Origin of the sequence: Novosphingobium sp. EMRT-2, assembly GCF_005145025.1 — a bacterium.
In the GTDB taxonomy this organism is placed as follows: Bacteria; Pseudomonadota; Alphaproteobacteria; order Sphingomonadales; family Sphingomonadaceae; genus Novosphingobium.
This window is the reverse complement of record NZ_CP039695.1, coordinates 1,929,927-1,954,426: the sequence shown is the minus strand read 5'-3', so window position 1 is coordinate 1,954,426 and position 24,500 is coordinate 1,929,927. Positions and strand designations below refer to the sequence as shown.

21 protein-coding genes are annotated in these 24,500 nt (G+C 68.0%); 10 read left to right on the top strand and 11 right to left on the bottom strand.

Annotation, left to right across the window (positions count from 1 at the left end):
* Positions 1 to 44 precede the first annotated feature (44 nt).
* Positions 45 to 1,586, bottom strand: a complete 1,542-nt coding sequence (locus FA702_RS09665) for an NADH-ubiquinone oxidoreductase-F iron-sulfur binding region domain-containing protein (protein ID WP_136955983.1) — start codon at positions 1,584 to 1,586, stop codon at positions 45 to 47.
* A complete protein-coding gene (locus FA702_RS09660; RefSeq protein WP_136955982.1) occupies positions 1,583 to 1,996 on the bottom strand; it encodes an NAD(P)H-dependent oxidoreductase subunit E in 414 nt (137 codons plus the stop codon). The genes FA702_RS09665 and FA702_RS09660 overlap by 4 nt, the downstream gene beginning before the upstream one ends.
* A gap of 230 nt (positions 1,997 to 2,226) precedes the next feature.
* On the opposite strand from FA702_RS09660, the gene FA702_RS09655 reads away from it, so the two are divergent.
* The 7 genes from FA702_RS09655 (at position 2,227) to FA702_RS09625 (ending at position 9,866) form a co-directional block, all read left to right on the top strand.
* Positions 2,227 to 3,747 carry a phosphomannomutase gene (locus FA702_RS09655; protein WP_210417524.1) on the top strand — a complete coding sequence of 507 codons (1,521 nt, stop codon included), beginning with the start codon at positions 2,227 to 2,229 and terminating at the stop codon, positions 3,745 to 3,747.
* 106 nt (positions 3,748 to 3,853) lie between these two features.
* A complete protein-coding gene (gene bioB / locus FA702_RS09650) occupies positions 3,854 to 4,909 on the top strand; it encodes a biotin synthase BioB (RefSeq protein ID WP_136955981.1) in 1,056 nt (351 codons plus the stop codon).
* A 13-nt stretch (positions 4,910 to 4,922) separates the two neighbouring features.
* Entirely contained in the window at positions 4,923 to 6,098 is a 1,176-nt protein-coding gene (locus FA702_RS09645) for an 8-amino-7-oxononanoate synthase (RefSeq protein ID WP_136955980.1), read from the top strand.
* Positions 6,095 to 6,715: a dethiobiotin synthase gene (gene bioD, locus FA702_RS09640; protein WP_136955979.1), complete on the top strand. Its 621-nt coding sequence runs from the start codon at positions 6,095 to 6,097 to the stop codon at positions 6,713 to 6,715. The genes FA702_RS09645 and bioD overlap by 4 nt, the downstream gene beginning before the upstream one ends.
* Positions 6,712 to 7,968, top strand: coding sequence for an adenosylmethionine--8-amino-7-oxononanoate transaminase (locus tag FA702_RS09635; RefSeq protein WP_136955978.1), 1,257 nt, complete (start codon positions 6,712 to 6,714; stop codon positions 7,966 to 7,968). The genes bioD and FA702_RS09635 overlap by 4 nt, the downstream gene beginning before the upstream one ends.
* Before the next feature lie 199 nt (positions 7,969 to 8,167).
* On the top strand, positions 8,168 to 9,328 hold the full coding sequence (locus FA702_RS09630) for an aminotransferase class I/II-fold pyridoxal phosphate-dependent enzyme (RefSeq protein ID WP_136955977.1): 1,161 nt from the start codon (positions 8,168 to 8,170) through the stop codon (positions 9,326 to 9,328).
* A gap of 118 nt (positions 9,329 to 9,446) precedes the next feature.
* Positions 9,447 to 9,866, top strand: a complete 420-nt coding sequence (locus tag FA702_RS09625) for a hypothetical protein (RefSeq protein ID WP_136955976.1) — start codon at positions 9,447 to 9,449, stop codon at positions 9,864 to 9,866.
* 163 nt (positions 9,867 to 10,029) lie between these two features.
* Here the strand turns inward: FA702_RS09625 and FA702_RS09620 are convergent, their stop codons facing one another.
* Positions 10,030 to 10,725 carry a peptidylprolyl isomerase gene (locus FA702_RS09620; RefSeq protein ID WP_136955975.1) on the bottom strand — a complete coding sequence of 232 codons (696 nt, stop codon included), beginning with the start codon at positions 10,723 to 10,725 and terminating at the stop codon, positions 10,030 to 10,032.
* A gap of 81 nt (positions 10,726 to 10,806) precedes the next feature.
* On the opposite strand from FA702_RS09620, the gene FA702_RS09615 reads away from it, so the two are divergent.
* Positions 10,807 to 11,403, top strand: coding sequence for a PAS domain-containing protein (locus tag FA702_RS09615; protein ID WP_136955974.1), 597 nt, complete (start codon positions 10,807 to 10,809; stop codon positions 11,401 to 11,403).
* Positions 11,404 to 11,536: 133 nt separating this feature from the next.
* Here FA702_RS09615 and FA702_RS09610 read toward each other — a convergent pair whose 3' ends face one another.
* A complete protein-coding gene (locus tag FA702_RS09610; protein ID WP_136957331.1) occupies positions 11,537 to 12,532 on the bottom strand; it encodes a bile acid:sodium symporter family protein in 996 nt (331 codons plus the stop codon).
* A 143-nt stretch (positions 12,533 to 12,675) separates the two neighbouring features.
* Here FA702_RS09610 and FA702_RS09605 point away from each other — a divergent pair, with 143 nt between their 5' ends.
* Positions 12,676 to 14,334: an alkaline phosphatase gene (locus tag FA702_RS09605; protein ID WP_136955973.1), complete on the top strand. Its 1,659-nt coding sequence runs from the start codon at positions 12,676 to 12,678 to the stop codon at positions 14,332 to 14,334.
* Positions 14,335 to 14,536: 202 nt separating this feature from the next.
* Here the strand turns inward: FA702_RS09605 and FA702_RS09600 are convergent, their stop codons facing one another.
* Genes FA702_RS09600 through FA702_RS09590 form a run of 3 tightly spaced genes read right to left on the bottom strand, consistent with a single transcriptional unit; the run spans position 14,537 to position 16,235 of the window.
* The gene (locus FA702_RS09600) at positions 14,537 to 14,920 is read right to left on the bottom strand and encodes an OsmC family protein (protein WP_136955972.1); all 384 of its coding nucleotides are present in this window, start codon (positions 14,918 to 14,920) and stop codon (positions 14,537 to 14,539) included.
* Between the two features lie 28 nt (positions 14,921 to 14,948).
* Positions 14,949 to 15,845 carry a pirin family protein gene (locus tag FA702_RS09595; RefSeq protein WP_136955971.1) on the bottom strand — a complete coding sequence of 299 codons (897 nt, stop codon included), beginning with the start codon at positions 15,843 to 15,845 and terminating at the stop codon, positions 14,949 to 14,951.
* 42 nt (positions 15,846 to 15,887) lie between these two features.
* On the bottom strand, positions 15,888 to 16,235 hold the full coding sequence (locus FA702_RS09590; protein WP_255504508.1) for a hypothetical protein: 348 nt from the start codon (positions 16,233 to 16,235) through the stop codon (positions 15,888 to 15,890).
* 269 nt (positions 16,236 to 16,504) lie between these two features.
* Between FA702_RS09590 and FA702_RS09585 the strand changes: the two genes are divergently transcribed.
* Positions 16,505 to 20,530, top strand: coding sequence for a non-ribosomal peptide synthetase (locus FA702_RS09585; RefSeq protein WP_168196041.1), 4,026 nt, complete (start codon positions 16,505 to 16,507; stop codon positions 20,528 to 20,530).
* A 491-nt stretch (positions 20,531 to 21,021) separates the two neighbouring features.
* Here FA702_RS09585 and FA702_RS09580 read toward each other — a convergent pair whose 3' ends face one another.
* The 4 genes from FA702_RS09580 to FA702_RS09565 form a co-directional block, all read right to left on the bottom strand.
* The gene (locus FA702_RS09580) at positions 21,022 to 21,918 is read right to left on the bottom strand and encodes a DUF3037 domain-containing protein (RefSeq protein WP_136955969.1); all 897 of its coding nucleotides are present in this window, start codon (positions 21,916 to 21,918) and stop codon (positions 21,022 to 21,024) included.
* Positions 21,902 to 22,732, bottom strand: a complete 831-nt coding sequence (locus FA702_RS23535; RefSeq protein WP_370385458.1) for a HipA family kinase — start codon at positions 22,730 to 22,732, stop codon at positions 21,902 to 21,904. Before FA702_RS23535 ends, FA702_RS09580 begins: the two co-directional genes overlap by 17 nt.
* A gap of 15 nt (positions 22,733 to 22,747) precedes the next feature.
* The gene (locus tag FA702_RS09570; RefSeq protein ID WP_136955967.1) at positions 22,748 to 23,803 is read right to left on the bottom strand and encodes a ribonucleotide-diphosphate reductase subunit beta; all 1,056 of its coding nucleotides are present in this window, start codon (positions 23,801 to 23,803) and stop codon (positions 22,748 to 22,750) included.
* A gap of 112 nt (positions 23,804 to 23,915) precedes the next feature.
* Positions 23,916 to 24,302 carry a PepSY domain-containing protein gene (locus tag FA702_RS09565; RefSeq protein ID WP_136955966.1) on the bottom strand — a complete coding sequence of 129 codons (387 nt, stop codon included), beginning with the start codon at positions 24,300 to 24,302 and terminating at the stop codon, positions 23,916 to 23,918.
* Positions 24,303 to 24,500: the final 198 nt, after the last annotated feature.

Sequence of the window (24,500 nt, the reverse complement as noted above, 5' to 3'; positions counted from 1 at the left end):
GCGCGCGTGCTTCGACAAGCTCAGGTCGCGCGCGACACGGCCGCTCATTCCGCCGCTTCCGCCGGAAGCGCCGCCCCGAAGTCTTCTGGCCAGTGCCTGAGCGCGGACAGCACGGGATAGGGCGTGAACCCGCCCAGCGCGCAGAGCGAGCCGAACTTCATCGTTTCGCACAGGTCTTCGAGCAGGGTGATTTCCTCGGCCAGCGTGCGCGCGCCCTTGCGCGCATTGTGCGTCTGGGGCAGCCGCTCCACCGCGTCGGCGGCGCGCGGGGCGCGGGCGCGGATGCGGTCGATCAGTTCCACCCCGCGCGTGCTGCCGATGCGGCAGGGCGTGCACTTGCCGCAGCTTTCCGCCGCGCAGAACTCCATGGCGAAGCGGGCCTGCGCACTCATGTCGGCGGTATCGTCGAACACGGTGAGGCCGGCGTGGCCGATCAGCCCGTCGGCGGCGGCGAAGCTCTCGTAATCGAACGGCAGGTGGAAGTCGGAAGGCGGGTGGTAGGCGCCCAGCGGCCCGCCGACCTGCACCGCGCGCACCGGCCGGCCGCTGGCCGTGCCACCGCCGATTTCGTTGACCAGTTCGCCCAGCGTGATGCCGAAGCCGACTTCGAACAGGCCGCCGTGCTTCACGTTGCCGGCCAGCTGGATCGGCATCGTGCCTTTCGACCGGCCGAAGCCGACTGCCGCATAGGCCGTGCCGCCGTGCGCCAGAATCCATGGCACCGCCGCCAGCGTCAGCACGTTGTTGACCACGGTGGGCTTGCCGAACAGCCCTTCCAGCGCGGGCAGCGGCGGCTTGGCGCGCACTTCGCCGCGCTTGCCTTCCAGGCTGTTGAGCAGCGAGGTCTCCTCGCCGCAGACATAGGCGCCGGCCCCCGTGCGCACTTCCAGCACGAACGGCGCGATGATGTGCGCGCAGGCGCGCACCGCCGCTTCCATCTTGGCGATCGCGTGCGGATATTCGCTGCGGATATAGACGTAGCCCCGGGTCGCGCCGACGGCATAGGCGGCGATCGCCATGCCCTCGATCAGCATGAAGGGATCGCCTTCCATCACCATGCGGTCGGCAAAGGTGGCGCTGTCGCCCTCGTCGGCGTTGCAGACCACGTACTTCTGCGCCGCTTTCGCCTTGGCCACGGTGGTCCACTTGATCCCCGCCGGAAAGCCCGCGCCGCCGCGCCCGCGCAGGCCCGATGCGGTGACTTCGGCGATCGTCGCCTCGGCGCCGATGTCGTGCGCCTTGCGCAGGCCCGCCCAGCCGCCGCTGGCGGCGTAGTCGCCCAGGTTCAGCGGCCTGGTCTTGCCGGCGCGCGCGAACGTGAAGCGCTGCTGGCGGGCGATGAAGGGGTGTTCGGCGATCGGGCCGATGCCGAGCGGGCTCGTGCCGGCGAGCACGGCGGGCACGTCGTCCGCCGTCAGCGGGCCATATCCCGCGCCGTCGATCTCGGCCAGCGGCTCCAGCCAGTGCATCCCCCAGCTCGACACCCGTTCGACCGTGCAGCCGGCCTTCGCGAACGCGGCGGCGACCTCGTCGGCCCCGCAGGCCAGCGCCAGCGCGTCATCGGAAATGCGGACCGTCACCGTCATGCCAGCGACTCCACCAGCGCGGCGAGCTTCGCGCCATCGAGCCGCGCGTGAACCTTGCCGCCCACCATCGCGTTCGGCCCCACGCTGCACAGGCCCAGGCAATAGACCGTTTCGACTTTCACGCGGTTCTGCTCGGGCAGCGTCGCCGCCAGCGCGTCCACCCCGCGCGCCTGGCAGGCTTCGGCCCGGCACAGCTTCAGCACCGGCCGCGCGTCGGCCTCGGCATGGAAATCGTGGTAGAAGCTCACCACCCCGTGCACTTCGGCGCGGCTCAGGTTCAGCGCCGCCGCGATCGCGCGCTCCGCTTCTTCCGGAACGTGCCCGAACGCGGCCTGCACATCGTGCAATATCGGGAGCAACGCCCCCTCGCGCCCCGCGTGCGCCGCGATGATTTCTGCGAACCTCTCCATGCGTCGTACCCTAATACGCGGCGGTATTGTATGCAACACATACAAATGGAGGCGAGCCTGTCGCCCGCCAGCCGAGGCTTTAGCGCCATCTCGGCCATTTTGCACAGCCGGTTGGAACGATACAATCATCGAGCCATTTTGGGATAATAGCCGGTCTGCGGCATTGCGATACCCGGCGAGCCGGTCCATGCCGACCTCCCGCCAGTCCTTCTTTCCAGTATCAGGGCACGATGAACCAGCCAGCATCCCCTTCCGTCCAGGATCTCATGACGCAATCGGGCGTCGCCTTCGGCACCAGCGGCGCGCGCGGGCTGGTGTCCGCGATGACCGACCGGGTCTGCTACGGCTATACCCAGGGCTTCCTGCTCTATCTGGCCGGGCTGGGCGAATTCGCGCCCGGCACGCAAGTGGCGCTGGCGGGCGATCTGCGCCCCAGTACGCCGCGCATCCTCGCCGCCTGCGCCGAAGCGGTGCGCGATCTGGGGGCGGAGCCGGTGTTCTGCGGCTATGTGCCCACGCCCGCGCTGGCGCTCCACGCCTTTGCCCAGGGCATCCCCTCGCTGATGGTGACGGGCAGCCACATCCCGGCCGACCGCAACGGCATCAAGTTCTACCGTCCCGCCGGCGAAGTGCTGAAGGACGACGAGGCCGGGATGAAAGAGCAGGCGGTGACGCTGCCCGAAGGCAAGTTCACCGACGAGGGGATGCTGGCCATTCCCGCGCCATTGCCCGAGCCGATCGACGTCGAGACCGCTTATTGCGCGCGCTATCGCGATTTCTTCGGCGCCGACGCGCTCGCCGGCCTGCGCATCGGGGTCTATCAGCATTCCGCCGTGGGGCGCGACATCGTGACCCGGATCGTCGAGGCGCTGGGCGCGGAGGCGGTGCCGCTGGGCCGGGCCGACAGCTTCATCCCGGTCGATACCGAGGCCGTGCGCCCCGAGGACATCGCGCTGGCGAAGGCCTGGGCCGCCGAACAGCCGCTGGACGCGATCGTTTCCACCGATGGCGATTCGGACCGGCCGCTGCTGGCCGACCACACCGGCACCTGGATGCGCGGCGACGTGCTGGGCGTGCTCTGCGCGCGGGCGCTGGGCGCGGACCGCGTGGTCACTCCGGTCAGCAGCAACACCGTGCTGGAACGGTCGGGCAGCTTCGCCCACACGCTGCGCACGCGCATCGGTTCGCCCTATGTGATCGCGGCGATGAATGAGGCGCGCGCGGAGGGCGGCACGCGCGTCTGCGGGTACGAGGCGAACGGCGGCTTCCTGCTGGGCGACGCCATCGTGAAGGACGGCGCGACGCTGACCGAACTGCCGACGCGCGACGCGGTGCTGCCGATGCTGGCGGTGATACACGCGGCGCGGCCGGGAAAGCTGACCGACCTGCTCGCCACCCTGCCGCCGCGCGTGACCTATTCGGACCGGTTGCAGGAATTCCCGGTCGAAAACAGCAAGGCGCTGATCGCCGTGCTGACCGCGGGCGACGCCGCCGCGCAGAAGGCACGGGCCGAAGCGCTGTTCGCCCCCATTGCCGGCCCGATCGCCACGATCGACCGGACCGACGGGTTCCGCATGACTTTCGCCGGCGGCGCGGTGATCCACCTGCGCCCTTCGGGCAACGCGCCGGAGCTGCGCTGCTATACCGAGGCTGACAGCGAGGCGGAGGCGATGGCACTCAACCGCGACGCGCTGGCGCTCCTGCTCGAACGGCGGCCCTGGGAGACGACAGGAGCGCCGGCAGGGGCGTGAAAATCCGCGCGCTTTCCACGCTGGACAACGCATCGCTTTTTTTGAGGGCACCCCGGCCGCTTTTGGGTTAAGGGCGCGGGACTCAAACGCGTAAGGGAACCGCACCATGCAGGACACCGCCATTCGCCCCGCAACCCGGCCGGCACCGCGCACGGACTGGACGCGCGACGAGATCGCGGCGCTGTTCGACCTGCCGTTCACCGACCTGCTGTTCCGCGCGGCGGAAGTCCACCGTGCGCACCACCGGGCGGACGAGGTGCAGCTGTGCACCCTGCTCTCGATCAAGACCGGCGGCTGCCCCGAGGACTGCGGCTACTGTTCGCAATCGGCCTCCGCCGACAGCGGCGTGAAGGCGACCAAGCTGATGGACGTGCAGGCCGTGCTGCAATCGGCGGCGCAGGCCAAGGACGCGGGATCGCAGCGCTTCTGCATGGGCGCGGCCTGGCGCAACCCCAAGGACCGCGACATGCCGGCGATCATCGAGATGATCAAGGGCGTGCGCCAGATGGGCATGGAAACCTGCATGACGCTGGGCATGCTCACGCCCGCGCAGACCGCGCAGCTCGCCGAGGCGGGCCTCGATTACTACAACCACAACATCGATACCTCGCCCGAACGGTACGAGGAGATCACCACCACCCGCACCTTCGCCGACCGCATCGATACGCTGGCAAACGTGCGCAACGCCGGGATCAACGTCTGTTCGGGCGGGATCGTGGGCATGGGCGAGACCCGCGCCGACCGCGTGGGCTTCATCCACGCGCTGGCCACGCTGCCCGCGCATCCCGAAAGCGTGCCGGTCAACGCGCTGGTGCCGATCAAGGGCACCGTGCTGGGCGACATGCTGGCCGATACGCCGCTGGCCAAGATCGACGACATCGAGTTCGTGCGCACCGTGGCGGTGGCGCGGATCACCATGCCGCTGAGCATGGTGCGCCTGTCCGCCGGGCGTGAGAGCATGTCGGACGCGACGCAGGCGCTGTGCTTCCTGGCCGGGGCCAATTCTATCTTCACCGGCGACCGCCTGCTGACCGCCGCCAACGCCGGCGACGATGCCGACGCGGCGCTGTTCGCCCGCCTGGGCCTCAAGCCGATGGAAGGCGAGGAACCGGCGCGCGCCGCCAAAGCCGAACGCCCCTGCGCGGGAGCCTGCGCGGCCTGAACCGGAGCGCGGAATGGAGAGCGGAACCGGGATCGATACGGAGAGCGCCGGCACGCTGAGCGCCGCCGCGCTGTGGCGCGTGCATTCGGCGGACCTTGCCGCGCTGGGCGAACGGGCGCGGTTGCGCGCGCTGGCGCCGCGCCGGGGCGTGGACTTTGCCTCGAACGATTACCTCGGCATGGCCCGCGCGCCGCGCCTGGCGCAGGCGGTGGAACGCGCCGTGGCGCGCGGGGTGCCGCTGGGATCGGGCGGATCGCGCCTGCTGCGCGGCAACGACCCGGAGCACGAGGCGCTGGAGGCCGAAGCCGCCGCCTTCTTCGGCAGCGAAGCCGCGCTGTTCTTCTCCGCCGGCTATGCCGCCAATGCCGCGCTGCTTTCCACGCTGCCCCAGCGCGGCGACCTGATCGTGCATGACGAACTCGTCCACGCCTCGATGCACGAAGGGCTGCGGCTGACGCGCGCGACGGCGGTGGCGGCGGCGCACAACGATCCGCAGGCGTTCGACGACGCGGCGCGCGAATGGCGCGCGCGGGGCCATACCGGGCGCATCTGGCTCGCCTTCGAAACGCTCTATTCGATGGACGGTGATATCGCCCCGGTCGATGCCTTCGCCGAGGTGGCGCGGCGGCACGAGGCGATCATGTTCATCGACGAGGCCCACGCCACCGGCGTGTTCGGCCCCGACGGGCGCGGGCTGGCCGCCCATCTCGAAGGCCGGCCCGATACGATCGTGCTGCGCACCTGCGGCAAGGCGATGGGTTGCGAGGGCGCGCTGGTGCTGGGGCCGCGGATCGTTCGCGAATTCCTGGTCAACCGGGGCCGCGCCTTCATCTTCTCCACCGCGCCATCGCCGCTGGTCTGCGCCGCCGCGCGCGAGGCGATCCGGATGCTGGCGGACGAACCGCGCCGGCGCGACGACCTGACCGCGCTGGTCCGCCATGCCGAGCGCGCGCTGGCGCCGTTCGGCGTGGAACCCACCGGATCGCAGATCCTGCCGCTGATCCTGCACGAGGATGCGCGAACCATGCGCGTGGCGGAAGCGCTTCAGCAGGCCGGGTTCGACGTGCGCGGCATCCGCCCGCCAACGGTGCCGCAGGGCACCAGCCGCCTGCGCATCTCGCTGACGCTCAACGTCACCCGCGCGGACATCGACGCGCTCGCCGCAACGCTGGGGGGCGTATTGGCATGACCCGAATCGTCGTCACCGGCACCGATACCGGCATCGGCAAGACGGTGTTTTCCGCCGCGCTCGCCGGGGCGCTGGGCGCGCATTACTGGAAGCCGGTTCAGTCCGGGCTGGAGGATGGCGCCGACCGTGATCACGTCGCCCGGCTGGGCGGGTTGCCCGCCGACCGGGTTCTGCCCGAGGCCTATCGTCTGACCACGCCCTGTTCCCCCCACCGCGCCGCCGAGATCGACGGAGTGGTGATCGATCCGGCGCGGCTGGCGGTGCCCGCCGTGGACCCGCTGGTGATCGAGGGCGCGGGCGGCGCGCTGGTGCCGGTCACGCGCGGCACGACTTATGCCGACGTGTTCGCCTGGTGGAACCTGCCGACGGTGATCGTCGCGCGGACCGAACTGGGCACGATCAACCACAGCCTGATGACGATCGAGGTGCTGCGCGCGCGCGGCGTGCCGGTGCTGGGCGTGGCCTTCGTGGGCGATGGCAACGAGGACAGCGAGGCGACCATCGCGGCGATGGGGCAGGTCCACCGGCTGGGACGGTTGCCGCGCCTGGCCGAACTGACGGCGCAGACGGTCGCCGCTGCCTTCGCCACGCATTTCCGCATCGAGGACTTCCGGTGAGCGAATCGCCCGTCTGGCATCCGTTCTGGCAGCACGGGCTGGGCGATCCGGTCATCCGCGTCACCCGCGCGGAAGGCGCGGCGCTGTTCACCGCCGAGGGCCGCCGCGTGATCGACGCGGTATCGAGCTGGTGGGTGACCACCCACGGCCACTGCCACCCGCGCATCGTCGAGGCGATCCGCGAACAGGCGGGGCAGATCGACCAACTGATCTTCGCCGGCTGGACCCACGATCCGGCGGAAGACGTGGCGCGCGGCCTCACCGAAATCCTGCCGCCCGAGCTGACCCGCGTGTTCTTTTCCGACAGCGGTTCCACCTCCGTCGAAGTCGCGCTCAAGATGGCGCTGGGCTTCTGGGCGCACAGCGGCGAACCGCGCCACCGCATCCTGGTGATGGAGCACAGCTACCACGGCGATACCATCGGCGCGATGTCGGTGGGAGAGCGCGGGGTCTATAACGCGCCCTACGATCCGCTGCTGTTCGATGTCGGCCGCATTCCGTTCCCGGTGGGCGACGGGGCCAACACGATCGCGGCGCTCGAAGCGGCCTGCCGCGAAAGCCCCGCCGCCTTCATCGTCGAACCGCTGGTGCTCGGCGCCGGGGGCATGATGATGTACGACGCCGGCGTGCTGGCGGCGATGGCCGAAGTCTGCCGCCGCCATGGCGTGCTGTTCATCGCCGACGAGGTGATGACCGGCTGGGGCCGCACCGGCACGCTGCTGGCCTGCGAACAGGCGGGCGTGGTGCCCGACATCCTGTGCCTGGCCAAGGGCCTCACCGGCGGGTCGATGCCGCTGGCGGTGACGCTGGCGCGCGAGCCGATCTTCCAGGCGCACTTGTCCACCGACCGCGCCAGGACGTTCTACCATTCGTCGAGCTATACCGCGAACCCGATCGCCTGCGCCGCCGCGCGCGCCAACCTGGCGATCTGGCGCGAGGAGCCGGTGCTGGAGCGCATCGCCACGCTGGGCGCGCGCCAGCAAGCGGGGCTGGACCGGCTGGCCGCGCTGCCCGGCATCCGCAACCCCCGCCGCTGCGGCACGATCATCGCGCTGGAGGTGGAAGACCCCGCCGGCGGCTATCTCTCCGCGCTGGCGCCGCGCCTGATGGCGCTGTTCCGCGACGCCGGCGTGCTGCTGCGCCCGCTGGGCAACACGATCTACGTGATGCCGCCCTACTGCATCTCCGCCGAAGACCTGACGCGGGTCCACGATGCGATCGCCGATGCGGTGGCGGTGGTGCTGAAGGGCTGAGCGGTTCCGCGCCGCCGAGCGTGGCAGGCCCACCCCGCTGCGACTAACGCCGCCGGCGGCGGCGAAGTCTCGCTCCCCTCCCGCAGGCGGGAGGGGCCGGGGGTGGGCGGTGCGTTACATCGCCGCAAACAAGGCCATTGCATTGCGCGCCGCACACGGCACTCTGGCACCACCAGCCACGGGGCCACAGGGGAAAGCCATGACCGACGATCTTGCAGGCACCGTTTCGCGCCGCATGCTGATGCGCGGCGCGCTGGGCGCGGCCGCCGCGCTGCCGCTTTCGGCGCGCCTTTCCCCCGCGCAGGCGCAACCGGCGATGCCGCTGCCGCCGCAGGACCCGGCGGGCATGATCGCCTCGCTGACCGACGGGGTGTTCATCAACGCCAACGAGAACCCGCTCGGCCCCGGCGAAAGCGCGTTGCGGGCGCTGGCCGGGCTGGAAAAGCTGGGCGGGCGCTATGGCTTTCCGCTGTCCGCGCGGCTGGCCACGCTGTTCGCCGGACAGAACGGGCTGAAGGCGGAGAATATCGCCGTTCATCCCGGCTCGTTCGCGCCGCTGCGCAACGCGATGTTGGCCTTTTCCAGCAAGGAACGGCCGATCGCCTATGCCGAACCGACCTTTTCGGACGGCTTCTACGGCGCCAATGGCCAGCCGGTGACGCGCGCCGTCACCGTGCCGCTGGCCGGCGATTTCGCGCTCGACGTGCGCGCGCTGCTGGCCGCCGCGCCCGATGCCGGCTTGTTCTACATCTGCAATCCCAACAACCCCACCGGCCTCGTCACCCCGCGCGCGGATATCGAATGGCTGCTGGCCCACAAGCCCGCCGGATCGCTGCTGCTGATCGACGAGGCCTATATCCATTACAGCGATAGCGCCCAGTCGTGCCTCGATCTGGTGGCCAAGGGCGCGGACGTGCTGGTGCTGCGCACGTTCTCGAAGATCTACGGCCTCGCCGGCCTGCGCCTGGGCCTCGTCGCCGCGCGGCGCGACCTGCTCGACCGGCTGATGGATTATGGCGTGAACATCCCGCCGATGCCGGCCGTGGTCGCGGCGGAAGCGAGCCTGCTCGATCCCGCGCTGGTTCCCGCGCGCAAGGCCTATACCGCCGCCGTGCGCAACGATGTGTTCGCCTGGCTGAAGGAACGCGGCATCCGCACCCTGCCGTCGGAAACCAGCTTTGCCATGCTCCACGTCGGCCGGCCGGGCGAGGAGGTGCAGGCGCCGCTGGCGCGCGAGCGCGTGTTCACCTCGGGATCGCGCAAGCACATGCCCGACTGGATGCGGATCAGCTTCGGCACGCCGGCGGAAATGGCGGCGTTCAAGACGGCCTTCGCCAAGGTGATGGGGTTGAAGGCGTAGGGAGAAGTATTCGCTTTCGACGCCTTTGCGCTCAAACCGGCCTTTCCGGACGTGGCGCGATCGCGGACATGCCGAAAGTTAAGCAGACAGCAATCCATAGCTGCGATGGTTGGCGACGATGATCGACGTGCGAAATTTTCTGCTTACGGCAACACGCCATCTGTCACGGCCAGCACGGTCGTCCCTTTCCGAACACTGCAATGGAAACGCGCCGCACAGAATGCGGTCATGGAGTTGCTGGACGACTTTCGGTAGGCTGGAATGCGATACGGTTTACTGGTCCGCTGAACTGCCTTGGGAGTCAGAGCTACATGAAACATCGGTTGCTGACGGAAGCTGTTGGGGCCAGCCATTCCGCTACCGAGAAATTGCGCATGTCATTATTCCGCGCACCTTTCTTGAGGAGCCTTGGTCGGCCGACGGCACCTTTACGCAATGGGAACATGAGCAGGATATCGAAGGTCTGTCCAAGGCTCTGGATTTGGAAGGCATCAATCACAACCTGCTGCAATTCTGTCTCGAGTTGAAGCTGTACTAGCCCTCTCCGGTGCGATGGCGGCCTTGACCACAAGGAGCCCCGTTCGTCCTGAGCCTGTCGAAGGACGCGCGATACGGTTGGGCCTTGAAGCGGTTGCCCACGCGAAGGCGAGCATCGCGCGCGTCCTTCGACAGGCTCAGGACGAACGGATGGGGAGTGGGTGCTACTGCGCCGGGACCGCCGGCGGCGCCACCGCCGGCAACGGCACACGCCGCACGGTGAGGATCTTCACCGGCTTTTCCAGCATCTGCCCGCGCATCGCGCCTTCGCCCAGCGTTTGCGACAGTGGCGAATCCCAGATCTTGCGCACCACGTCCATGCCCGAAACGACGTTGCCGAACGCGGCATAGCCCGCCTGCGCTTCGGGGTTGACGGAGGCGGGATCGGCGTCCAGCCCGGCGATGTCGGACAGCATGATCGAGAAATCGCCCGTCGCCGTGCCCGGCGCGCCGCGCGCCATCGAGATCGCGCCGGCCTTGTGCAGGATGCCGGTGACGTTCGTCGGCTCGTGCGCGATCGGCTTGAGCACGCGTTTGGGATCGCCGCGCACGCCGGCCTGGATCAGCCCGTTGGGTTGTTCACCCCAGGCAAGGTGCATCGCGCGGTAGAACACCACGCCATCGAACCGCTTCTGATCGACATAGCGCAGGAAATTGGCGGTGGTGATGGGTGCGTGCTTGCCATCGAGATCGAGCACGATCGCGCCCAGTTCGGTGTTGATCGCCACGCGCACAGTATCGCCCAGGGGGATTTCCGCCGGCGGGCGGGCTGGGCGCGCGGGCGCTTTGGCGCGGTACGGCGCGGCGGCGGTGAGCGCGAGGAACACGGGCAGGGCGGCAAGCACGAATCGGCGGTTCATGGTCCGAACCTAACGCCATGGCGGGCAGCGACGCCAGTCTCCCCGTTGCCTGCACCGCCCGTCTGGCGCTAGGAAGGGTCCATGGTGCCAGACGCGATGATAGAGAACAGTGCGACCGCCGCGGTGCTGACCGATCCACGCCAGCCGGACAACCCGATCGTTTCCTGCAACGCGGCGTTCATCCGCCTGACGGGCTATGCGCGCGAGGAGATCATCGGCCGCAACTGCCGCTTCCTGCGCGGGGCGGGGACCGAGGTGGAACTGACCGACACGCTGCGCGCGGCGGTCGTCGCCCGCCAGCCCGCGCTCGTGGAAATCCGCAACTACCGCAAGGACGGCACGCCGTTCCGCAACGCCGTGATGATCGCGCCGATCTTCAACGCGGATGGCGAGGTCGAATACTTCCTCGGTTCGCAGATGGAAGTGCCGGACGAAGGCGCGAAGGCCGCTCCCGGCGAGGGCACGCATGCCGCCGCGCGCCAGCGGATCGACGCGCTGACCGATCGCCAGCGCGAAATCCTGCTGGAAATGGCGCGGGGCAAGCTGAACAAGCAGATCGCCTGGGACCTGGGCCTGTCGGAACGCACGATCAAGATGCACCGCGCCGCGATGTTCCGCGCGCTGGGCGTGAAGACCAGCGCCGACGCCATCCGCGTGGCGGTGGAGGCGGGGTTCTAGGCAGCGCTCGCGTCGCCTGGAGCGGGAACACATCGCCCTCCCTCGTCATTGCGAGGGGCACAGCCCCGAAGCAATCCAGAGCGGCTCGCGAGGCTCTGGATTGCTTCGCTGCGCTCGCAATGACGAAAGCGGGTCAAACGGAAGTCGGGTTACCTTCCTGGCCCGCGTCCTTCTCCGCGGCGGCGGCAAGGCGCGGGGCGATCATGGCGCAGGCGATCAGCTGGAACTGGTGGAACAGCATCACCGGCAGCAGCACGATGCCGACTTGCGCCGGCGCGAACAGCACGCCCGCCATCGGCACGCCGCTGGCGAGGCTTTTCTTGGAGCCGCAGAACAGCAGCACCGCCGCGTCCGCGCGCGGCAGCTTCATCGCGCGGCCGAGCAGCGTGGTGAGCAGCAGCGCGATCCCCAGCAGCACGACGCACAGCACCGAGAGCACGACGAGGCTTTCCGGCGAGACGCGCTGCCACAGCCCTTCGACCACCGCCGCGCCGAACGCCGAATAGACCACCAGCAGGATCGAGCCGCGATCGACCCGGCCGACCAGCGCCTTGTGCCGCGCGACGAAGGCGCCGACCCACGGGCGCAGCAGGTGCCCGACCACGAAGGGCAGCAGCAGTTGCAGCAGGATCGTTTCGACCGACTGCCACGAAATGCCGCCGGTGGTCCCCCCCATCAGCAGCGCGACCAGCGCCGGGGTGGCGAAGATGCCCACGAAGTTCGAAAACGAGGCGGCGCAGACCGCCGCCGCCACGTTGCCGCGCGCGATCGCGGTGAAGGCGATCGAGGACTGCACCGTGGAGGGCAGCAGCGTCAGGAACAGCAGGCCCGTGGCAAAGGCGGGCGGCACGAAGGGTAGCTTGCCGAAGGCCAGCCCCAGCGCGGGAAACAGCGCGAACGTTACCCCCAGCGTGGCGAGGTGCAGCTTCCAGTTGCGCATCCCGTCCCAGATCGCCTCGCGCGAGAGCTTGGCCCCGTGGAGGAAGAACAGCAGGACGATGCCGGCATCGGCTGCCCTTTCCGCGACCGCGGCCCATTGCCCCCGCGCTGGCAGCACGCTGGCGAGAAGCACGGTGCCAAGAAGCGCGAGGATGAACGGTTCGACAAGGGCGGCGAGCTTGCGGATCATGGCGGCCAGATGCGCGCGGGCGCGGTTTCTGTCCAGTGCCAACCGGCGGCCAGTCCGTGCCTGCTTGCTGTCACGCCCGTTTCAAACTTCGCGCCTAGCGCGGCATTCCGGCGTAGCATGCGAATCGGGACTGGAGACAAGGCATGAAAATCAACCGTCGTTCCGCGCTGGGCATGTTTGGGTCCGGCGCAATTCTGCCCGCGTTCGCCGCCGAAGCCGCCGCGCCGAAAGCGGCGTTCCTGCACGGCGTGGCCAGCGGCGATCCCACGACCACGGGCGCGATCCTGTGGACGCGCGTCACTCCGGACGATGCCGCCGCCACCGCGCCCATCCCGGTGCGTTGGCACGTGGCGGCGAGCGAGAACGGCAAGCCGGTGGAAAGCGGCGCGGCCCTGGCGCGTGCGGCGCGTGATTTCACGGTGAAGGTGGAGCCGGCCACGCTGCAGGCGGGCACTGATTACTGGTACTGGTTCGAGCTGACCGACGGCACCCGGTCCCCCACCGGCCGCTTCCGCACGCTGCCCCGGGGCGCGACGGCGGACGTGGTCTTCGCGGTGGTGACCTGCCAGCTCTATCCGGGCGGGTTTTTCAACGCCTATGACGCGCTGGCCAAGCGCGACCGGCTCGACGCGGTGATCCACCTGGGCGACTACATCTACGAATATGGCGCGGACGGCTATGGCGCGGCGATCGGGCAGAAGATCGGCCGCACCGTGGAGCCGGCGCACGAAGTGGTGACGCTGGCCGACTATCGCGCCCGCCATGCGTTCTACAAGCGCGATCCGATGCTGCAGGCGGCGCACGCCCGCGCCGCGTTCATCTGCGTGTGGGACGATCACGAGACCGCGAACGACAGCTGGATCGGCGGCGCCGAAAACCACCAGCCGGCCACCGAGGGCGACTGGGGCAAGCGCAAGGCGGCGGCGATGCAGGCCTATTTCGAATGGCTGCCGATCCGCGATCCCCGGCCGGGCCAGCCATGGGAAGCGATCAACCGCAGCTTCGCCTTCGGTGATCTGGCCACGCTGCTGATGGTGGAAACGCGGCTGCTGGCGCGCAGCCATCAGGCGGAACACAAGGACGGGGTGCCGGCCGCCGAGGACATCGCCGCCGTGCTGGCAGAGCGCAACCGCCCGGACCGCGAGATGCTGGGCGAACCGCAGCGTGCGTGGGTGGAGCGCGAACTGGCCGGTTCGGTCACGGCGGGCACGCCCTGGCAGGTGATCGGCAACCAGGTGAACATGGGCCGGATCAACGGCCCCGATCTGGACAAGCAGTTCGGGCCGGTCAAGGCGGCGGCGATGCTGGCGGCGATGTCGCCCCGCGCGCGGCGGCGGGCGGAAGCCGCGCAGGCGGGCTATCGCGCCGGGGTGCCGTTCAACCTCGATGCGTGGGACGGCTATCCGGCGGCGCGCGAGCGGCTCTATGCCAGCTTCCGCCGCGCCGGCAGCGAACCGCTGGTGCTGGCGGGCGACAGCCATGCCTTCTGGGCCACCAACCTGGCGGACGACGCCGGCAACGCCGTGGCCGTGGAATTCGGCACCTCGTCGATCACCAGCCCCTCGATCGGCGACGAAATGCCGGCGGTGCCGCTGGCCGAGATGCTGCGCGAAGCCAGCCCCGAAGTGGTGTTCTGCGACCAGCGCGCCAAGGGCTATGTCCTGCTGACGTTGACGCCAGCGCAGGCCGTGGCCGACTACATGGCCGTCTCCACGGTGATGGAGCCGCGTTACAGCGAAAGCCGCCTCGCGCGCTTCACCGTGGCGGCCGGGGCGAAAGGCCGCAAGCTGGCGGCGGGATAGGGGCGGCGGACGGCATCGCCTTGAATCGTCATTGCGAGGGGCGAAGCCCCGCGGCAATCCAGAGTGGTACGCGGACCGGAGCCTCACGTGGCGCCCTGGATTGCTTCGCTTGCGCTCGCAATGACGAAAGAAGGGGGCGGAAGGCGGGGCGAAACGCAGGGTGAGCCGACGTCAGGGCGAGCCGACGTCAGGCCACGCGCATTCACGCCAGCCGCGTGTCGATCGCGATGCCGCCTTTCAGCGTGAGCGTCACGGGGGTGCGTTCGGCGACGTCGGCGAGGCGCGCCTGCTGGTCCGCGTCCAGCCCGGCGATGGTCAGGGTGCGTTCGATCCGGCGATCGTCCTTGCCGCCGCTGAGGCGCAGCGCCACGTCGAGCGATTCGAGTGACCACTGCTTGCGATCGGCATACATGCGCAGCGTGATCGCGGTGCAGGCGCCCAGCCCGGCCAGAATCAGGTCATAGGGCGCCGGGCCGGCGTTGGCGCCGCCGAGCGCGGGCGGTTCGTCGGCCACGATGCGGTGCCCGTCGACCTCGATCTCGGTGCGGTAGCGGTCCTTGCCGATATGGGCGGTGCCGTGAACCATGGGATTTCTCCTGAAAACGGGCGGGCGGTCAGGCCGGCAGCGGGATGAATTCGCTTTCGCCGGGCACGCGGGCGAAGCGGCCGGCCTTCCAGTCTTCCTTGGCCTGCTCGATCCGTTCGGCCGAGGACGAGACGAAGTTCCAGAAGATGTTGCGCTTTTCGGGCAGCGGTTCGCCGCCCAGCAGCATGAGGCGGGTCTGCCCCCGGGCGCGCAGGATCACTTCGGCACCGGGCTTGAACACCACCAGCTCGTCCTTGGCGAACGTGCCGGTCTGGCCGACCACTTCCACTTCGCCGCCGACCACGTAGATCGCGCGCTCGATGTGTTCGGCCTTCACCTGATAGCGCGCGCCATCGGCCATCGCGATATCGGCATAGACCATGTCGGAGAACGTCTTCACCGGCGAGACCAGCCCGTCCGACGTGCCGGCGATCAGCGTCAGGCGCGTGCCGGCGTCCTCGATCACCGGGATTTCCCCGGCCTTGTGGTGGACGAAGGCGGGATCGACTTCCTCGGCCTGGGTGGGCAGCGCCACCCAGGTCTGCAGGCCGAACAGCGCGTTGGCGTGGCTGCGCTGCTCCTGCGCGGTGCGTTCGGAATGGACGATGCCGCTGCCGGCGGTCATCCAGTTGACCTCGCCGGGGCGGATCGGCTGGACCGAGCCCAGCGAATCCCGATGCAGGATCTCGCCTTCGAGCAGGTAGGTGATCGTGGCGAGGCCGATGTGCGGGTGCGGGCGCACGTCCAGCCCTTCGCCCGCATCGAACGTGGCCGGCCCCATCTCATCGAAGAAGATGAACGGGCCGACCATGCGGCGGTGCGCCGAAGGCAGCGCGCGGCGGACCTGGAAGCCGTCTCCCAGATCGCGGACGGGCGGAAGGATGACGAGATCGACGCCGTCGACGGTGGAAGTGCGGGTGGTCATGGCGGGATTCCTTGTTGGGAGGAGGAGCGGTGTGCGGGGAAATCAGGCGCCGAGCAGCGCCATCGCTTCGATCTGGGCCGGCGAATAGCCCTGCGCGGCGAGCGCGGGGATGTGCTGGCGGGCCAGGGCGCGGGTGCGGTGGCTTTCGCACAGGAAATCGCGCACCGGGCGCAGATGGGCGGGAATGGTGTCGGCCGCGGCGCGCGAACGTGGCTTGACGACGTGACCAGTGATCGCGCCAACTGCACGGCCCACGCGGTCGCGCAGCGATCCGGCGAGCGGGGGCTGGCCGCAGGGGCAATCGGCCACGGCGTTGAGCGCGGCCTTCACATCCTGCCATTCGGCCGGGCTGAGGCGCGGGGCGGCGGTGTCGAGCAGGGCTTTGAGCATGGCGTCGTCTCCATCGTGCGATGTGGTGACTATGCCGCAAAGCCTGAGTCGGAATGATCCGGATAATGTGGGTCAAAGCATTCGAGATTATCGAAAGGTCACGCGGGGCCTTCCTTACCGGACCTTAATTTGACGGTCACTTTGCAGTCGATAGGTCGCATCTATTGCTGGAAAATCGCGGATTGTATCGGCATGGCGCGCGGCTTCGGCAAAGCGGAACCATGCGGGGGCAACCCGCGGGCCGCTTCGGGCCGGAAGCAGGGGACCCTATGAATTTCGAGGACAGCGCAATTCTGGCGCGCGGGACGGCGGACGATCATGGCCGCCTGCTGCACGCCTTTCTGGCGGATACCGTCGCGCGCGTGCCGGGGCAGGTGGCGCTGGACATTCCGCCGGGCCGCGACCGCGCCGTGCGCGCGACCCTGACCTATGCCGAACTGGCGGACGCTTCGGACCGGCTGGCGCGTCACCTTGCGCCGATGATCGCCGGGGAAGCGATCGTCGCGCTGCTGCTGCCGCGCACCTCGCCGCTGCTCTATGTCGCGCAACTGGCGGTGCTGAAGGCCGGGGCGGCGTTCACCTGCCTGGACCCGTCGTTCCCCGAGGAACGGATGCGCGAGATCCTGGAGGATGCCGAACCCGTCGCCGTGCTGGCCGACGCGGCCGGCATGGCCCGGCTGGCGCCGCTGGTGGCCGATCCCGCGCGGCTGTTCGATGCGGAAGCGCTGCTGGCGCGCAACCCCCCGGCAGGCGACCTGCCGGAGGGCTTCTCCGCCGACCGGCTGGCCTATGTGATCTACACTTCGGGCACCACGGGCCGCCCCAAGGGGGTGATGATCGAGCATCGCAACATCGCCAGTCTCGTCGCCTCCGACATCGCCGAATTCGGCCTGACCACGGCGGACCGCGTGGTGCAGGGATCGTCTTCCGCCTACGATTCCTCGCTGGAGGAGACCTGGCTCGCCTTCGCCACCGGCGCGACGCTGCTGGTGATGGACGACGCGGCGGCGCGGCTGGGGCCGGACATCGTCGGCTGGCTGCGCGACGAGCGCGCCACCGTGTTCTGCCCGCCGCCCACGCTGCTGCGCTCCAGCGGCTGCGCCGATCCCGAACGCGCGCTGCCCGACCTGAAGCTGCTCTACGTGGGCGGCGAGGCGCTGCCGCGCGACATCGCCGACCTGTGGCAGAAGGGCCGCCGGCTGGTGAACGGCTATGGCCCCACCGAATGCGCGGTGACGTGCCTGCGCGGCGATATCGTGCCGGGCAAGCCGATCACCATCGGCGCGCCGGTGCCGGGCATGCACGCCTGGGTGCTGGATGAAGCGCTGGATGAAGTGGCCGAGGGAATGCGCGGGGAACTGTGCATGGGCGGCGCGGGCGTGGCGCGCGGATACCGCAACCGGCCGGACCTGACCGCCGAGAAGTTCTGCGATCATCCGGTGCTGGGCCGCATCTATCGCACCGGTGACCTCGTGCACCGCGAGGCGGACGGGAATTTCTATTACCACGGGCGGATCGACGCGCAGGTCAAGCTGCGCGGATACCGCGTGGAACTGGGCGAGATCGAGGCGCGGCTGGCTGAACTGCCGGGCGTGCGCGCGGCGGGCTGCCGGATGCAGGACCATCGCGGCGTGCCCGAACTCGTCGCCTTCGTGGTGGCCGACGATCCGCGCCGGCCGCCCGACCTCGACGCGCTGCGCGGCGATCTGCTCGCCACCCTGCCGCGCTACATGGTCCCGCGCGAGATTGCGCTGATCGATGACCTGCCGACGACGGTGGGCGGCAAGCTCAACCGTGCGGCGCTGCCGCTGATCGACATCGCCGCGCCCGCCACCGGCGCCGCCACGGGCAGCGGGCGCCGGGCGGAACCCGCCAGCGAGATGGAGCGCCTGCTCGCCGCCGGGATGGCCGACATCCTCAAGCGCGGCGACGGCGTTTCGGTGGAGGACGATTTCTTCGAGGATCTGGGCGGCGATTCGCTGAGCGCGGCGCTGCTGGTGACGCTGCTGCGCGACGATCCGCGCACCGACTGGATCACCGTGTCCGACATCTACGAGGCGCGGACGGTGCGCGCTCTGGCGCGGCTGGCCGACCGGGCGATGCCGGCGGCGGACGCGGCCGACGAAGCGCCGCTGGTGCGCGAAGGCGTGGCGCGGCCGCGGCTGGCGCAAGCGGTGCAGACCGGCTGGCTGCTGGGCGAACTGGCGGCGGGCGGCTGGCTGACGTGGTTCGCGGCGTTCCAGGTCATCCCCCGCCTGTTCGGGCACATGAGCATGACCGCGTTCGTCCTGCTCGCCCCGCTGGCGGCGGTGGGCGCGCTGGCGCTCTATGTGCCGGCGGCGATCCTGTTCGCGGTGCTGGTCAAGCGGCTGGCGGTGGGCCGCTATCGCGCGGTGCGCGCGCCGGTGTGGAGCACGCTCTACCTGCGGCACTGGGTGGTGTTCCAGGTGGTGCGGCTGATCCCCTGGCCGCTGATCCAGGGCACGGTGGTGCAACAGGCGGCGCTGCGCGCGCTGGGCGCGCGGATCGGCCGCAACGTCCACATCGCGCGCGGGGTGGACCTGCGGCGCGGCGGGTGGGACCTGCTGACGATCGGCGACAACGCCTCCTTGGGGCAGGACGCGCATATCGGCCTGTCCGAACTCGACCGGGGCGACATCGTGTTCGGCGTGGTGACGATCGGCGAAGGCGCGACGCTGGGCGTGCGCGCGGGGCTTGAAGGCGATTGCCACGTGGGCGCGGGCAGCGTGCTGACGGCGCTGTCGATCCTCAACGCCGGGGGCACGATCCCGCCGGGCGAGTTGTGGGACGGCGTGCCCGCCAGCAGCGTCGGCCCCGCGCCGGACGCGCCGGCACCAGCCGAAGGCACGGCGCTTTCGCCCGCGCTGCACAGCGCGCTGCTGCTGGCGGCCGAAGGGCTGGCCGCGCTGGTCGCGGCGCTGCCCGCCGAACTGCTGTCGCTGGCGGTGATGTGGCGGGCTGGCGTGACCTATGACGCGATGTGGGCGTGGATGGCGCACCCTTCGCTCCTGTCGCGCACCGGGCTGGTGCTGATCGGCCTGACCGTGGCGGCGGTGCCGATGACGCTGGTGTGGAGCGCGCTGATGCTGCGCGCGATGGGGCGCGTGCGGCCGGGCACGATCGGGCGGTTCAGCCCGGCCTATGTGCGGGTGTGGATCAAGACCGGGATGCTCCACGCCGCCGGCGAATGGCTGAGCGGCACGGTGTTCTGGTCCAAGTGGCTGCGCCTCGCCGGGATGCGCGTGGGCGCAAGCTGCGAGATCAGCACGATCATCGACGTGGTGCCCGAACTGGTGGAGATCGGAGCGGAAACGTTCTTCGCCGATGGCATCTACCTCGGCGGCGCGGACGTGCGCGCGGGCACGGTCACGCTCGGCACGGTGGAGCTGGGGCGCAACACGTTCCTGGGCAACCACGCGGTGATCCCGGCGAACACGCGCTTGCCCGACGACATCCTGATCGGCATCGCCACCGTGGCGCGGCCCGACCGGATCGCCGCCGGCCAATCGCGCTTCGGCCACCCCTGCTTCGATCTGCCCCGGCGCGAGGTGGTGGACATGGACCGCAGCCTCACGCACGATCCCTCGCCGGTCCGCTACTGGAACCGCGTGTTCTGGGAAGTGGCGCGCTTCGCCCTGCCGGTGCTGCCGCTGCTGCTTTCCGCGCTGTGGTACGCGATGGTGGCGCGCGGCCGGGGCGTGACGGGCGATGCCGCCTTCGCGCTGCTGGTGCTGCCGGGGGCCATGCTCGCCCCGGTCGTGGCGCTGCTCGCGGCGGTGTGGGCGCTGAAGTGGACGCTGATCGGGCGGGTGAAGCCGGGCCAGCACGCGCTGTGGTCATGCTGGTGCAGCCGCTGGGACTATGTCTATGTCGCCTGGGCCAAGTACGCCAACCTGATCCTGCAGCGGCTGGAAGGCACGTTCCTGCTGCTCGGCTTCCTGCGCGCGATGGGCCTCACCATCGGCAAGCGCGCGGTGCTGGGGCCGCAGTTCGCGCAAGTGGTGGACCCGGACATGATCCACATCGGCGATGGCGCGACGGTGACCGCGATGTTCCAGGCGCACACCTTCGAGGATCGCGTGCTGAAAGTGGACAAGGTGTTCATCGGCAAGGGCGCGACGATCGGCGCGGGCACCGTGCCGCTCTATGGCGCGGACGTGGGCGATGGCGCGTGCGTGGGCGGGCACAGCGTGATCATGAAGCAGGAACGCCTGCTGCCGGGCCTGCGCTACCAGGGCGTGCCGACGCGGGTGATGGGGCGCGAGCGGGGCTGAACCGCAGACAAGCGCCCGCATCCGGCGGCGAACCCGGACCCTGGCCTGAAAGGACGATACGGAAACGCGCGACCGGTGCGGCACCCGGAAGGTGCGCGGGAAGGGCGTGTCGAAGGCTGCGGTCGCGAACGGCCGGCGGGGCAGCAGGCCCGGTCCGGCTCGGCCTTGGGGGAAGGGGCTTCGGCAGGGGCGGCGGCTCGCAGGTACGGCCCCGTGCCGGCAGCGGCTGAACCACCGCGCCACATCCACGCTTCCCGTCCGGTGCTGGTGTGCCTGGGCCAGGGACTTGGCAAACGCCCCGCCTTGAACCCGCGCCCCGCACCGGTCGCGCCGGGCCGGAACGCGCGTGGCGCCCGGCCCGAAGGAGCGTGGGCAAGGCCGGCCAAGCCCTGCTCCCGATCCGTGGGGAGGGTGACTAACCTATATGGTTCGTTTTGTCAAGGGGGGAGGGCGAGTGAACGAGACAGCTACTGTCGTTGCATTGCCGATAACTAATTCAATAGAAACTTGCTCTGAGTGCTAGCGTGAAGAGAAACGAATTTTTCCTCGCGCTTCGTTGGCAACGGTTCGGCTAGCTTAGATAAATCGGTAATTAGGCGATTTCTATCATCAAGGCTCGACCAATTAATAAGATCGGCACCCTGATGTGCAACCGCCTCTAACGACGGAATTGTTAACTTTTCCATAGAAGAAGACGTATTATATACAAGCCTGCCTTTTGTCTCTATAGAACCAAAAATCATTCTTGCTTGTTCTAGAACTAGTGCTGATACTGCAATATTTGCTATGACTTTTTTTAACGAAATATCTTCTGAGCTTGCGTCTACCGTCTCAATTACATGCATGGCACCATTTTTAAGAACAAAATCCGCCGATAAACCTTCCGCGATTTGAACATTTGAAACTACTCTGTGTGCGGAGAGACCCTCGCCCTTGCGGGCAAGAACGCGTTCTCCGCGAAGGGCTGCTTTCAAGGCAGATGAAAGGTGGGTTCGTTTCTGAGTCATCCGAACGGGAGGCAGTTCCGGCTCAACGAGTATTCGAATTAGCCGAGATATGCCGGACTCATAAGTAGCTGTATTATGGGCAATAAATGATCCGATCGGAGAAAATGAGAACGCGGTCAAGGATCCGATCAGGTCCAACCGCTGTTCAACGTCGCTCCCCGCTGTCGCCCGAGCGAAGTCATCCAGATCGCTTAGTTTCTCAAGATTCGCGCGCACATTGCCTATGTCGAGTGCGCCAGAAAGCGCACGTAACCTTTCGAGCCGACGAGGGAGGCGTATATCAAGACCATCGGGTTTCAGTATCGCTATGCCGGCATTGAGGCGTTCGCCGCGATGGCGATCTTCAACCCGCACAACGGTATAGTCAAACTTCCCAACCATGCTCAATCAGAGCCTTGATCCGAAGAGCGCGCGCCTTGTGTTGACCATTAGACCAAACCTCAAAAAAACCTCCCATTTGGTCTCTGGGAAGCCAATCGGAGGGCATCTCGTGTATGATACCTTCGATAACGCCCAGCGGTATGGCCCCAATCCGATCAAGCAACTCAAATGCGGCCTCGTGATGGCCACCGTGCCGTTGCCTGAGGTATTTTCCTACATGGGTCGTGTTGGAAGAGGCAATCGGGAAGTTTGCATCAAACTCGATTAAAAATCTTGATGACGCAAAATCGATTGCTCGAAGCCGTGATATGCGCCCGTCATTGTCGAGAATGAAGTTACGCAAATTCCGGTCGGGATTTTCGAGAAAAATGTCTAAAGCTGCAACTCGCGCAAGATATTGCCCGAGCCAAGGTATGGGCCGTCCGATTTCGTCCTTCGCCTGTCCATGCAAGATAGCGTTCAGGCGGTGCTCATCACCCAATGATAGCGGATTCCTGGAGCCAAAATATGTCTGTCCCGCGTCATTCTCAAGAATCGCACACTCTGCGACAGAAACGCCTAAATGATCGGCTAGCCGCGTCGCAACCCACTCGGTTGCTCTAATGGGTAACGGGCCATCATCGTCTTTGCAGTGATAATCTCTACCGTCATCTCCCGTGCATACAAAAGCTATATGTTTCCCAATTGGATAGGGCGGGTATACGGTACTGACACGAACGTTGAGCAATGAAGGTTGCAACGCTTGCCTTGCTTCTTCAGGCCCAGTCCTAATGGGCCTGAAGAAGTTTTCTGAGGAGGAAAAAGGGTCAGGCATTGCGTTGCTTCGCGCTTACTCCGCCGCGATTCCCGCCGCCTTGAACATGTCTTCCTCGCTTTCCGCGCCCACGTCGGCGTTGGCGGCCGACTTGGCCTTGCGGCGGGCGTCGAAGCTGGACCAGACGTCGTTCCAGTTGCCGCGCGTGGCGGCCTTGGAATATTCGGTGGCGCGCGCTTCGAAGAAGTTGGCGTGTTCCACGCCGTTGAGCAGTGGGGCGAGCCAGGGCAGCGGGTGATCGTCGATCATGTAGATTGGCTGGAAGCCGAGCTGGCCCAGCCGCCAGTCCGCGATGTAGCGGATGTACTTCTTGATTTCCTTGGCGCTCATGCCCGGCACCGGGCCTTGTTCGAAGGCCAGGTCGATGAAGGCGTCTTCCAGCCGCACCGTCTTCTGGCAGCAATCGATGATGTCTTCCTTCACCGCCTTGGTCAGGCAGCCGCGCTCGGCGACGAAGGCGTGGAACAGGCGGGTGATGCCTTCGCAGTGCAGGCTTTCGTCGCGCACCGACCAGCTCACGATCTGGCCCATGCCCTTCATCTTGTTGAAGCGCGGGAAGTTCATCAGCATGGCGAAGCTGGCGAAAAGCTGCAGCCCTTCGGTGAAGCCGCCGAACATGGCGAGCGTGCGCGCGATGTCCTCGTCCGTCTCCACGCCGAAGGTCGAGAGGTAATCGTGCTTGGCCTTCATTTCCTCGTATTCGAGGAACATGCCGTATTCGGTCTCGGGCATGCCGATGGTGTCGAGCAGGTGCGAATAGGCGGCGATGTGGATCGTCTCCATGTTGGAGAACGCGGCCAGCATCATCTTGACCTCGGTGGGCTTGAACACGCGGCCGTACTTTTCGTGGTAGCAATCCTGCACTTCCACGTCGGCCTGGGTGAAGAAGCGGAAGATCTGCGTGAGCAGGTTGCGCTCGTGCTCGCTGATCTTCTGCGCCCAATCGCGGCAGTCCTCGCCCAGCGGCACTTCCTCGGGCAGCCAGTGGACCTGCTGCTGGCGCTTCCAGTATTCGTAGGCCCACGGATACTCGAAGGGCTTGTAGGTCTTGCGGGCTTCAAGAAGCGGCATGGGCGTGAGTCCTGTCAGTGAGTCTGCGAGAGATAGGCACGATAAGGCGCGCGCGGAAGCGAGGCCGCCGCGCGCGCCGGGAAGGAAGGGCGGTTATCCACCGCCGGAAGCGTTACTCCCAGAACCAGCCCGGCTTGAGGCTGCGCTGCTTCCGGTTGCGCCACATCTGGAGGTACATCCACAGGCCCGAGACGCTGAAGAACAGCAGCGCGCAGCCGGTCAGCAGCGAGATCACGGTGCCGAGCGGCCCGAACGTCTCGCCCGAATGCAGGTGATGGAACATGCCCACCCAGGCGCGCATCCCGCCCTTGGGGGCCTTGGGCTTGCACGTCATGGTTTCGGGGCAATGGAAGCCGGGCGGCACGGCCGGCGCTGCCGAAGCGGCCGGCGCTTCGCCCGCCGGCCACAGCGCGGTGACGTGGCTGGCGATGCCCGTCACGGCCATCCACAGCATGAAAATCCCGAAGAACACCGTGGTCCAGCGGTGCCACTTGCGCATTGCCCGATACTCCCGAATGCAAACGATCCGGGGCTTCCAGACACGCCGCGGCGCTTGCGGGCAAGCCGCAAAATGTCGCGGAATGTAAGGAGGATGGGGCGGTCATCGATCCGGTGCTGGCGGGAGGAGAAACGGGGCCGCCCGGCACGGCCGGAGCCATGCGCCCCGCCGCGCCCCGAGGGGCGGGAAGCGTGGCGA

What these genes read in the sequence shown, in the direction of transcription:
- FA702_RS09665 (WP_136955983.1), bottom strand. Translation starts at nt 1,586, where the DNA reads ATGACGGTGACGGTCCGCATTTCCGATGACGCGCTGGCGCTGGCCTGC.
- FA702_RS09660 (WP_136955982.1), bottom strand. Translation starts at nt 1,996, where the DNA reads ATGGAGAGGTTCGCAGAAATCATCGCGGCGCACGCGGGGCGCGAGGGG.
- FA702_RS09655 (WP_210417524.1), top strand. Translation starts at nt 2,227, where the DNA reads ATGAACCAGCCAGCATCCCCTTCCGTCCAGGATCTCATGACGCAATCG.
- bioB (WP_136955981.1), top strand. Translation starts at nt 3,854, where the DNA reads ATGCAGGACACCGCCATTCGCCCCGCAACCCGGCCGGCACCGCGCACG.
- FA702_RS09645 (WP_136955980.1), top strand. Translation starts at nt 4,923, where the DNA reads ATGGAGAGCGGAACCGGGATCGATACGGAGAGCGCCGGCACGCTGAGC.
- bioD (WP_136955979.1), top strand. Translation starts at nt 6,095, where the DNA reads ATGACCCGAATCGTCGTCACCGGCACCGATACCGGCATCGGCAAGACG.
- FA702_RS09630 (WP_136955977.1), top strand. Translation starts at nt 8,168, where the DNA reads ATGACCGACGATCTTGCAGGCACCGTTTCGCGCCGCATGCTGATGCGC.
- FA702_RS09625 (WP_136955976.1), top strand. Translation starts at nt 9,447, where the DNA reads ATGATCGACGTGCGAAATTTTCTGCTTACGGCAACACGCCATCTGTCA.
- FA702_RS09620 (WP_136955975.1), bottom strand. Translation starts at nt 10,725, where the DNA reads ATGAACCGCCGATTCGTGCTTGCCGCCCTGCCCGTGTTCCTCGCGCTC.
- FA702_RS09615 (WP_136955974.1), top strand. Translation starts at nt 10,807, where the DNA reads ATGGTGCCAGACGCGATGATAGAGAACAGTGCGACCGCCGCGGTGCTG.
- FA702_RS09610 (WP_136957331.1), bottom strand. Translation starts at nt 12,532, where the DNA reads ATGATCCGCAAGCTCGCCGCCCTTGTCGAACCGTTCATCCTCGCGCTT.
- FA702_RS09605 (WP_136955973.1), top strand. Translation starts at nt 12,676, where the DNA reads ATGAAAATCAACCGTCGTTCCGCGCTGGGCATGTTTGGGTCCGGCGCA.
- FA702_RS09600 (WP_136955972.1), bottom strand. Translation starts at nt 14,920, where the DNA reads ATGGTTCACGGCACCGCCCATATCGGCAAGGACCGCTACCGCACCGAG.
- FA702_RS09595 (WP_136955971.1), bottom strand. Translation starts at nt 15,845, where the DNA reads ATGACCACCCGCACTTCCACCGTCGACGGCGTCGATCTCGTCATCCTT.
- FA702_RS09590 (WP_255504508.1), bottom strand. Translation starts at nt 16,235, where the DNA reads ATGCTCAAAGCCCTGCTCGACACCGCCGCCCCGCGCCTCAGCCCGGCC.
- FA702_RS09585 (WP_168196041.1), top strand. Translation starts at nt 16,505, where the DNA reads ATGAATTTCGAGGACAGCGCAATTCTGGCGCGCGGGACGGCGGACGAT.
- FA702_RS09580 (WP_136955969.1), bottom strand. Translation starts at nt 21,918, where the DNA reads ATGGTTGGGAAGTTTGACTATACCGTTGTGCGGGTTGAAGATCGCCAT.
- FA702_RS23535 (WP_370385458.1), bottom strand. Translation starts at nt 22,732, where the DNA reads ATGCCTGACCCTTTTTCCTCCTCAGAAAACTTCTTCAGGCCCATTAGG.
- FA702_RS09570 (WP_136955967.1), bottom strand. Translation starts at nt 23,803, where the DNA reads ATGCCGCTTCTTGAAGCCCGCAAGACCTACAAGCCCTTCGAGTATCCG.
- FA702_RS09565 (WP_136955966.1), bottom strand. Translation starts at nt 24,302, where the DNA reads ATGCGCAAGTGGCACCGCTGGACCACGGTGTTCTTCGGGATTTTCATG.